Origin of the sequence: Nioella sp. (assembly GCF_964229645.1) — a bacterium.
GTDB lineage: Bacteria > Pseudomonadota > Alphaproteobacteria > Rhodobacterales > Rhodobacteraceae > Nioella.
Genome location: NZ_CAXREX010000279.1, coordinates 1 through 8,322 on the forward strand (window position 1 = coordinate 1; position 8,322 = coordinate 8,322).

Annotated in this window: 9 protein-coding genes and 1 tRNA gene; 8 read left to right on the forward strand and 2 right to left on the reverse strand. The window is 65.1% G+C overall.

Annotation, left to right across the window (positions count from 1 at the left end; genetic code table 11):
- Window positions 1-308 precede the first annotated feature (308 nt).
- Window positions 309-382: transfer RNA gene (locus ACEQXV_RS17935), tRNA-Gly, on the forward strand.
- 294 nt (window positions 383-676) lie between these two features.
- Here the strand turns inward: ACEQXV_RS17935 and ACEQXV_RS17940 are convergent.
- Window positions 677-958: a hypothetical protein gene (locus ACEQXV_RS17940; RefSeq protein WP_370270312.1), complete on the reverse strand. Its 282-nt coding sequence runs from the start codon at window positions 956-958 to the stop codon at window positions 677-679.
- Window positions 959-1,411: 453 nt separating this feature from the next.
- Between ACEQXV_RS17940 and ACEQXV_RS17945 the strand changes: the two genes are divergently transcribed.
- From ACEQXV_RS17945 to ACEQXV_RS17975, 7 genes are all read left to right on the forward strand, one after another.
- The gene (locus ACEQXV_RS17945; RefSeq protein ID WP_370270313.1) at window positions 1,412-2,383 is read left to right on the forward strand and encodes an ABC transporter substrate-binding protein; all 972 of its coding nucleotides are present in this window, start codon (window positions 1,412-1,414) and stop codon (window positions 2,381-2,383) included.
- A complete protein-coding gene (locus ACEQXV_RS17950; RefSeq protein WP_370270314.1) occupies window positions 2,370-3,170 on the forward strand; it encodes an ABC transporter ATP-binding protein in 801 nt (266 codons plus the stop codon). The genes ACEQXV_RS17945 and ACEQXV_RS17950 overlap by 14 nt, the downstream gene beginning before the upstream one ends.
- Window positions 3,171-3,180: 10 nt before the next feature.
- Window positions 3,181-4,077 (forward strand): ABC transporter permease, encoded by an 897-nt coding sequence (locus tag ACEQXV_RS17955; RefSeq protein ID WP_370270315.1) that lies wholly within the window; start codon window positions 3,181-3,183, stop codon window positions 4,075-4,077.
- A gap of 29 nt (window positions 4,078-4,106) precedes the next feature.
- The gene (locus ACEQXV_RS17960) at window positions 4,107-4,913 is read left to right on the forward strand and encodes an aspartate dehydrogenase domain-containing protein (RefSeq protein ID WP_370270317.1); all 807 of its coding nucleotides are present in this window, start codon (window positions 4,107-4,109) and stop codon (window positions 4,911-4,913) included.
- 175 nt (window positions 4,914-5,088) lie between these two features.
- Entirely contained in the window at window positions 5,089-5,760 is a 672-nt protein-coding gene (locus tag ACEQXV_RS17965) for an alpha/beta hydrolase (RefSeq protein ID WP_370270318.1), read from the forward strand.
- On the forward strand, window positions 5,757-6,257 hold the full coding sequence (locus ACEQXV_RS17970) for a MarR family winged helix-turn-helix transcriptional regulator (RefSeq protein ID WP_370270319.1): 501 nt from the start codon (window positions 5,757-5,759) through the stop codon (window positions 6,255-6,257). Before ACEQXV_RS17965 ends, ACEQXV_RS17970 begins: the two co-directional genes overlap by 4 nt.
- A 506-nt stretch (window positions 6,258-6,763) precedes the next feature.
- Window positions 6,764-6,994: a type II toxin-antitoxin system HicB family antitoxin gene (locus ACEQXV_RS17975; protein WP_370270321.1), complete on the forward strand. Its 231-nt coding sequence runs from the start codon at window positions 6,764-6,766 to the stop codon at window positions 6,992-6,994.
- Window positions 6,995-7,815: 821 nt separating this feature from the next.
- On the opposite strand, the gene ACEQXV_RS17980 is transcribed toward ACEQXV_RS17975, so the two are convergent.
- Window positions 7,816-8,322: 3-keto-5-aminohexanoate cleavage protein (locus tag ACEQXV_RS17980; protein WP_370270322.1), on the reverse strand; the 507-nt coding region annotated here is incomplete at its 5' end.

An 8,322-nucleotide genomic window follows, 5' to 3' on the forward strand; every position in this document is an offset into this window, starting at 1 on the left:
GCGGCTCTGGCGGCGGCTATGACGATCCGGGCTATGGCGGCGGGTCGGGTGGCGGCTCGCGCGGTGGATCGGGCGGCTATGGCGGCGGTTCCTCGGGCGGCGGCTCGCGCGGGGGCTTCGGCGGCGGCGCGTCCGACATGGTTGACGAGATCCCGTTCTGATCCCGCGTGATCGTTGGAATTCCGCCCGGCGCAGCCCCCTGCGCCGGGCTTTCTTATCGCGGTTTCCGTGTCCGAGCCGTCCCGCCACCAAGACCCGCGCGCTGCCCTCTTGACGGTTGAGGGTGACCCCGATACATCGCTGCCTGCGCGGGTATGATGTAATGGTAGCCTGTCAGCTTCCCAAGCTGAACGCGCGGGTTCGATTCCCGCTACCCGCTCCAATCTCCAGAATAATTCGTCTGCACGAACAGCGACCTGAATGGTGGGGCGCCGGGTTTCCGTATTTACGTCAAAAGGAACGCGCGGAAAGCATCTGACCCTCCTGTCCGGAGACTCCGGAAGCCGATCACGCGGCGATCGCCAGACCTGCCTCGGTCTCTCCCCCTTCCACGCGCCGACATCCCGCCCGATGCCACGGGACGGGATCCTCTTCAGAACCTTTGGCCGGTGCAGCCACTAAACTGTGCTGATAACCGAGACGCCGGGCGAAGATCCGGCGGGGTTCAGGGGGTCGGTCAGCCGCGCCCGCAGACGACGCGGGCATGCGGCGTCATCGCGCGGCGCTCCAGAAAGAACACGCCAAGCGGGGCCTGGATCACGGCGAAGTTGCCGACTTCGCCGATCATCTCGACCTGCATGCAGGCCGGCAGCGGTTGCATCGGGTGCTGATAGTCGGCGGTGAGGTAGATCATCGCGTCCTGCCGCAGGGTCATCGTGCGCGCTTCGGCAGCAGACGGGGCGAAGGTCGCGGCAGTGGTAGCGAGGGCGGCGAGGGTGAACAGGGCGTTGCGGATCATGGGTCGGTTCCTTTTCGGATGGGGTCAGGGTTTGTCTTTCGATGCCTTCATCCTGCATCGTGCAGACCGTCCCGGCAGTTACCCAAGGAACACGGATCAAGCAGCGCCTGCCCCGAGCCCGTCACGCGCCCGACATCCGCGCAAACGCAGCCCTTTAGGAGGGGGCAGGACCCGGCGCAAAACGAGGGAATACGCGCAAAAACGCATATCCGAGGCGGCTTTGCTCTTGGTCTGTACAGCGAAGATCGGCATCAACACCTTCTGTGACCTAAAGAGCAAACCCTAAATCATTCGCCGGCTATGCCGGGCTTCGGCGTCCTCGCCATAACCACCACGATCATCCGCAAAAGCCCCTGGCCCGGGTTGAAGTTCTTATTGACAGAGGGCTGCGGCTTCGCACGTACTACGAATACGTAGTAAATATCAGAAATTGCAGATCGCAGGGAGAAAGTCATGATCGATAGACTTCGCACATTGCTGGCCGGTCTGGCCATCGGGGCCGCTCTGGTCGTTCCGGCCACAGCCCAAACGACAAACCCGCGTATTGCCATCGCCCTGTTCGGGCCGCACCCGTCATTGCAGCAGGTCTCCGACGGTTTCAAGACCGCGCTCGAAGCAGCGGGATTCACCCCGACCTATGACGAAGGGAACGTCAATTTCGACCGGTCACTGGTGCCGCAGTTCCTGAATCGTCTCGCTGCCGGTGACCCGGACCTGATGCTGACGATCACCACACCCATGGCACAATCTGCGCGCCAAATCCTGAGCAACCGCGATTTTCCGATCGTCTTTGCGCCGGTCACCGATCCGGTTCAGGCCGGGCTGGTCGACACCTGGGACGCGGGCGCCCCCTTGTTGACGGGCGTGTCCAATATCCCCGATCTGGCCGCCACCATCGACTTCATGAAGACGCTGGTGCCGGGCATGATCCGACTGGGCATCCTCTACAATCCCGGCGACGACAGCGACACGGCCTTTGCCAACCGCCTGCAGACCGTCGCACCGGAGCTCGGCGTCGAGGTATTGTTGATCGGTGTCGATAACGCCAATGATATCCCCCAGCGCGTGACCTCGGCACGGGGGCGCGCCGATGCATTGTTCGTCCCTGCATCCAGCCTGCTGCAACCTGCAAGCCCGGCGATCGCCTCGGCCGCGGCGCGGATCTCGATGCCTGTGTTCAGCTCGAACACGCAATCAGTCGGCGATGCGTTGGCACTCGCTGCCTTTGCCGTCGATTTCTATCGGATCGGCGAGCGGGCAGGTGAAATCGCGGTGCGCATCCTGAGCGGCGAAGCCCCCGAAACCATCGCCATCGCCGTCCCCGCCCCGGAGGATCACATGATTCGCATCAGTCAGCGGCAGATGACGGCGCTGGGTCTGACTTTGCCGGCATCGCTGGACGGGTGCGACTGTGTCGTCGAGTGATCCGCAGCACGCGCTGACGCTCGAATCCCTGCGCCTGACCTTCCATCCGGGCTCTCCGGATGAAAGGGTCGCGCTGGACGGGCTGAGCCTGCAGATGGACGAAGGTGACTTCGCGGTCGTCATCGGCTCGAACGGCGCGGGGAAAAGCACCTTGCTCAACGTTATCGCCGGCGCGTTGCCGCCCGATAGCGGGCGCGTCGTGTTCGACGGCAAGGACGTGACCGCGCTGGCGGTGCACCGGCGGGCCGCTTATATCGGGCGGGTGTTTCAGGATCCGATGCTGGGTACCGCCCCTGCCCTGTCGATCGAGGAAAACCTGGCACTGGCGCAACGGCGCGGCCAGCGGCGTGGACTTGGAATGGCGCTGCGGCGCGGCAACCGCCAGCGCTTCGCAGATCTTCTTGCGCCTTTCGGACTGGGGCTGGAAACGCGCCTGGGCGTGATGGCCGGCAAACTGTCTGGCGGGCAGCGGCAGGTTCTGGCGCTGCTCATGGCGGCGATGCAACGGCCACGGTTGTTGTTGCTGGACGAACATACTGCGGCGCTCGACCCAGGAACCGCCGAACTGGTGATGCAGGCCACGCGCCGCATTGTCGGCGAAGGTGGACTGACGACGCTGATGATCACCCACAACATGCAACACGCCATCGATACCGGAAACCGCCTGCTGGCGCTGAACGCCGGACAGGTGCGCCTGGATCTGGACGCCCAGGCAAAAGCTGGCTTGACCGTGGATGCGCTGGTCCAGCGGTTCGGCGCCAGCGACGATCAGCTGTTGCGCGCGTAAGGAGACGGCCATGGAGATTCTGAACCTGTTCTGGAACCTGTTTCCCGTCACGCTGGTGCAGGGCCTGACCTATGCGCTGATCGCAATGGCGATCATGATCCCGTTTCGCATTCTTTCCGTGCCAGATCTGTCGTCCGAAGGGGTTTTTCCCTTCGGCGCCGCCGTCGCCGCCGCCCTGCTGGGTGCCGGTGCGCACCCTCTGGTCGCGACCGCCAGTGCGGTCGCGGCAGGGTTCCTCGCCGGGGCGGCGACCGCGATGATCCACCTGAAGTTCAAGGTGCACTCGCTGCTGGCCGGGATCCTGACCGTGACCATGCTGTGGAGCATCAACCTGCGTATTCTGGGCAGCCCGAATGCGCCGATCTTCGGGATCGAGACGCTCTATGACTGGATCAGTCCCGCCATCCTGACCAGCCTGTCGTTGCAGATCGCCGCCGCCGCGCTACTGGCCGCGGTCCTGGTGCTGGCGCTGTGGTGGGTGCTGCAAACCGACATGGGGCTGGCCCTGCGCGGCATCGGGGCCAACCCGCAGCTAACCCCTGCGCTGGGGGTCAACCTTGTGCTCTATACCGCCGGTGGGCTGGGGCTGGCATCGGGGATCAGCGGTCTGGCCGGGGCGCTCATGGCGCAATCGCAAGGCTATGCCGATGTCGGGATGGGCGTCGGTATGCTGGTCAACGGTCTGGCGGCGGTCATCATCGGCGAGGCGATAACCGGGAGACGCACGCTGCTGCGCCAGATCGCGGCACCCGTGGTTGGGGCGGTGGTCTATTACCAACTCGCCTCGTTGGCGCTGGCCCTTGGCCTGCACCCATCCGATCTGAAACTGGTGACGGGCGTGTTCGTGCTGCTCACCATTGGCTGGCCGGTGCTGATCGGCCGCAAGGTCTCGGGTGCCGGTCTCTAGGCCCGCCCCGCAATCATAAGGAACCGAAAATGACTCCCTCGCCAAAAACCCGCATCGGCGTGGCCGGGTACGGGTATATCGGGCGCGAACTGTGCCGCCTGATCCGCGAAACACCCGCCTGGAACCTCGAACTGGCTTTCGTCTGGAATCGCGACCCGCGCAAGCTCGATGACCTGCCCGAAGACTTGCCGCTGGCTGACCTCGATCAACTGGCCATGCGGCGGCCCGACCTTGTTATCGAATGCGCCCATCCCGCTGTCACCGTCGAGCATGGCGCGGCCATCCTGAATGCAGCCGACTATCTGCCGCTGTCGGTCAACGCCTTTGCCGATCCGGCGACCGAGGCGCGGCTGGTGGCGCTGGCCAAGGCACAGGGCCGCCGCATCATCATCCCGCACGGGGCGCTGATCGGGCTCGATAATCTCGTCGAAATGCGCGACATGTGGCAGGACGTGACCATAACCTTTCGCAAGAACCCGGCGAATATCGACTTTGCCGATACCGACATTGACCCGACCACGATCACGGGCGAAACTGTGATCTATGACGGGTCGGTGCGGGGTATCGCCGGGCGTTTCCCTCGCAACGTTAACACCATGACGACCTGCGCGTTGGCCACCGTCGGCCTGGACCGCTGCCGCGCGGTGCTGATCGCCGACCCCGCCCTGAATGTCGCCATCGCCGAGGTTCGCGCCGTGGGTCACGACGGGTCGGTGCATGAATCGTGCAAGGTGCAGCCGGTGGTTGGCGTATCGGGCACCGAGATGCTGGCGGCGCAAGTTGGCTCGATGCTGCGCGCGGCGCATGTCGTGCAGCCCGGGCTCGGCTTTGCATGAACACCCTGCCCGATATTGATAATGATCTGCACGGCGACGCGCTGAACGCGGCCTATAACCCCGTTGCGCAGGTCGGCGCATCGGTCTTCGCCGACCGGATAGCGGCCTATCGCCGCGCCTCGGACCACGCGATGGCGACGCTGCCGGTTCGGGCGGGCCTGTCACGCCCCTTGTGGTGTTCATCCACGGGGGCTACTGGCGCGCGCCGTCGCGGGTTGAGTCGCGTTTTGCCGCGACGGGGCTGGTCCCAGCCGGAGGCAGCCTCGCGACGCTGGATCACGCGCTGGCCGCCGAAGTCTCGATATCGGAGATGACGCGCCAGTGCCGAGCGACCCTCGCCGATATGTGGCACAATGCCGAAACCCTGGCAATCGACCGCCGCCGGATCGTTGTCACAGGCGGGTCGGCGGGCGGCCACCTGGCGGCGATGCTGATGGTGGCTGGCTGGCGGGCCGGGTTCGGCCTGCCCGACGATGCCGTCGCTGGCGGGCTGCCCGTCAGCGGACGGTTCGACCTGTCCCCCATCGCGCGCAGATTCGTGCAAGAGTGGAACGGTCTGAGTGCCCGGGATGTCGCGGCGCTCAGCCCCCTTTCGCACCTGCCCGCACCGGGGTACCGCGCCATGGTCGCTTGGGACGACACCGAGCCTACCGGTTTCGGCCGCCAGTCGCGCGCGTTTCACCAAGCCTGGGCGGCAGCGGGGCAACCGGTAGGCGTGCTGGAACTGGCGGGACGCGATCACTTCGACGCGGTGCTTGAACTGGCCGACGGCGACCGCGCATTGTTCCGGGCGTTGATGTCGCCTATCCCGGCAAGACCCGCGCGACGAAGGACAGCCCAGCCATGACCGCACCCGATCCGAAATCCGAAAGCGGCTTGTCGACCAGTGCCCCAACCCCGCGCAACGACCGCGTCCCCGTGGCTTTCGAAGTGCACGAATTGCTGTCGCATCTGCTGCGACGGGCGCATTTCGCCGCCGAGGCCGAGTTTCCCGCCGCCTATGACGGGATCGAGGTCACCTCTCGACAACTGGCGCTACTGTTCACGATTAACCGAAAGCCGGGGTCGAGCCAGACTGAACTGGCCGAGGCCGTCGGCTTTGACGCCAATACCTTCAGCGACCTCGCCAAGCGCAGCGAGCGCAAGGGGTTGTTGCAACGCATCCGGTCGCGCGATGACCGGCGCGCCTTCGGGCTATACCTGACGGACGACGGGCGCGCGATGGTGGCCCGCGCGGCGGCGTTGACCCCGGCCTACCAGGCCCGTCTCTCCCGGAACCTCGCCCCCGACGAGGCCCGTCAGCTTGTCGCGCTGCTGCATAAAATGCTGGGCCTGAAAACCTAACGCCAATTTCCTGGCATTTTGCCCTTCGCAGCAGTCCACCAGCTTGACGCGGTACAGATCAGGTCTGACAGTGCAACTATCAAGCGCATGGGGGTTCTCCTCGATATAGCAGAATGCTTGTGTGCCGCGCTGCGGAAAAGAGCTCGGCTTCGGTGCCGGCAGCGGCGAGCTGGTCCCCGGCGGCGCGGGTGGCGATGTATAGCCGCCAGGCGGCGCGTTCGACCGCATCCTTCGCCGCCTCGGAATGCCGCGCCATCGCGTCGCAGATCTCGGCCGTCAGCGCCTCGAGTCGAGCGTCGTGCCACGCGACGGCGCCCCAGAGGCAACCGCGTTCGGCCAGGATCAGAAGAAGCGGCGTCAGTCAGTACCCGCGCGAGGGCCTGTATTTTTATGCGCAGAATGGTTTGGGTCCGGTCCATGGGCCTCGTGACAGACTTGGTCCAGCACACCGAGCTTCTTTGGCCCGGCCCTCCATCGACTCGCGCATCGACGTCAAGGAGATCGGGATGCGCTACTATACGGCTATTGTTCATCAGGAAGGCGACAGCGCTTTCGGCCTCACCTTCCCGGATCTGACCGGAGGCTTTGCCTCGGCCGATGACTGGGATACGATCCCGGCCGCAGAAAACGAGGCGCTGGATTTGTGGTTCGAGAATATGCGCTCGGCCGCGCCCGCTTCGCTGTCCGAGGCCCGCGCGCAGCCCGAGGTCGCCGAAGCCTTGCGGGCGGGCGCGTAGCATTTGGCGGTGCCCTATATCCCTGCCGACACGGCGGTGCAGCGGGTCATTATCACGCTGGAGCGCGGGCTGTTGCACGCCATTGATGAAACTGCGAAGGCGCGGGGAATGAACCGCTCGTCCCTCCCCGCGTCTGCCGCGCGGCGCGAGCTGACCAGGGCAGTCGCCTCGGCCAACGCAGGAAGAAGAGAACCGCGGGGGATGTGGCCGACAACGGATGCTGTGTTGTGGGTCTGGCCCCATTTTCTTGATCGAGGGTAATCGTTGAACCGGAAATGACACAGTCCGAGCATATGCCAAGTGAACGCAAGAGGTTCTGTTAACGTACTGGCACGGCTAGTAGTTACCAAAGAGCGTAGGGGTCTTCGTTCCATATGGTTAGGGTCAGGACTCGTTCTTGTATCATAGCCAAGCCAAGACGACAGCAGCGACACCTGCACCCCTGCGGCAACACCCGGCCGCAATCGCGGTGTGACATTGACCTCCAGTGTTACACCCACCTCTGTTGCTATCGCCCCGATCCTCGGCTTGTGCAGGCCGTAGCGCGCCGGGTTGTTGCCATAGATCGCGCCCAGAAAATCGCCCGGGCTCAGAACATAGCTTTTGGGCAGTCCCGCGATACGGATCTCGCGCTGGCCCGGCAGGACCGACTGCGGCGAGGGCGTCGCTGCGTTCCCGAAAGCGGCCGCTGGTGACGGTTCAGATAGGTGAGCGATCAAGGCTCGATTGACTGCTCGGCTCGGCGCCGGGCTTCCTGGATCAACATTTGCCCGTCTGCGCGGCGATCGTGACCGGCGGCTAGCGAAGGCTTCGGGTCAGAGCTACGCAGCGATCTCGGCCACGCGGGCGGCGTTGTCGGCGGCAAGGCTGCCATCGGCCATCCACAGGTTGTTCTCGAATCCCACGCGGGCACAACCGCCCCGGCGCAGGGCCTCGGCCAGACAGGCGGTTTCGGTCGGCCCGAAGGCGCAGAGAGCCCAGTCGCCGGTCACGCCCAGCGCGGACAGGCGGTCGAGAAACGGGTCCAGCATCGCGGGCTCCGAGTGCTGACCCTCGGTATAGCGCCCCAGAACGAAGAGCATCTGCAGATCGCCCGGAGGGATCGTCCCCGCCGCCTGTTCGCGCGCCAGAAGGTCAAGCTGATCGGCATCGTAAAGGATATGCTGCACTTCTGTACCGGCCTCGGTCAGCGCGTGATAGCAGGCGCGCGCGGCCTTGCGGTCGCCATCGGCCAGCATCTCGGTCAGCGCGATCGAGACACCCTCGGGCCGGATGTCGCGCAAGAGCGCGCGCTGCGCGGCGGGGTCGTAGCGGCCCGCGGCCTCGGT

Excerpts from the sequence above, each read along its gene's own strand:
- ACEQXV_RS17960 (WP_370270317.1), top strand. The coding sequence starts at position 4,107 with ATGACTCCCTCGCCAAAAACCCGCATCGGCGTGGCCGGGTACGGGTAT.
- ACEQXV_RS17940 (WP_370270312.1), bottom strand. The coding sequence starts at position 958 with ATGATCCGCAACGCCCTGTTCACCCTCGCCGCCCTCGCTACCACTGCC.
- ACEQXV_RS17970 (WP_370270319.1), top strand. The coding sequence starts at position 5,757 with ATGACCGCACCCGATCCGAAATCCGAAAGCGGCTTGTCGACCAGTGCC.
- ACEQXV_RS17975 (WP_370270321.1), top strand. The coding sequence starts at position 6,764 with ATGCGCTACTATACGGCTATTGTTCATCAGGAAGGCGACAGCGCTTTC.
- ACEQXV_RS17945 (WP_370270313.1), top strand. The coding sequence starts at position 1,412 with ATGATCGATAGACTTCGCACATTGCTGGCCGGTCTGGCCATCGGGGCC.
- ACEQXV_RS17955 (WP_370270315.1), top strand. The coding sequence starts at position 3,181 with ATGGAGATTCTGAACCTGTTCTGGAACCTGTTTCCCGTCACGCTGGTG.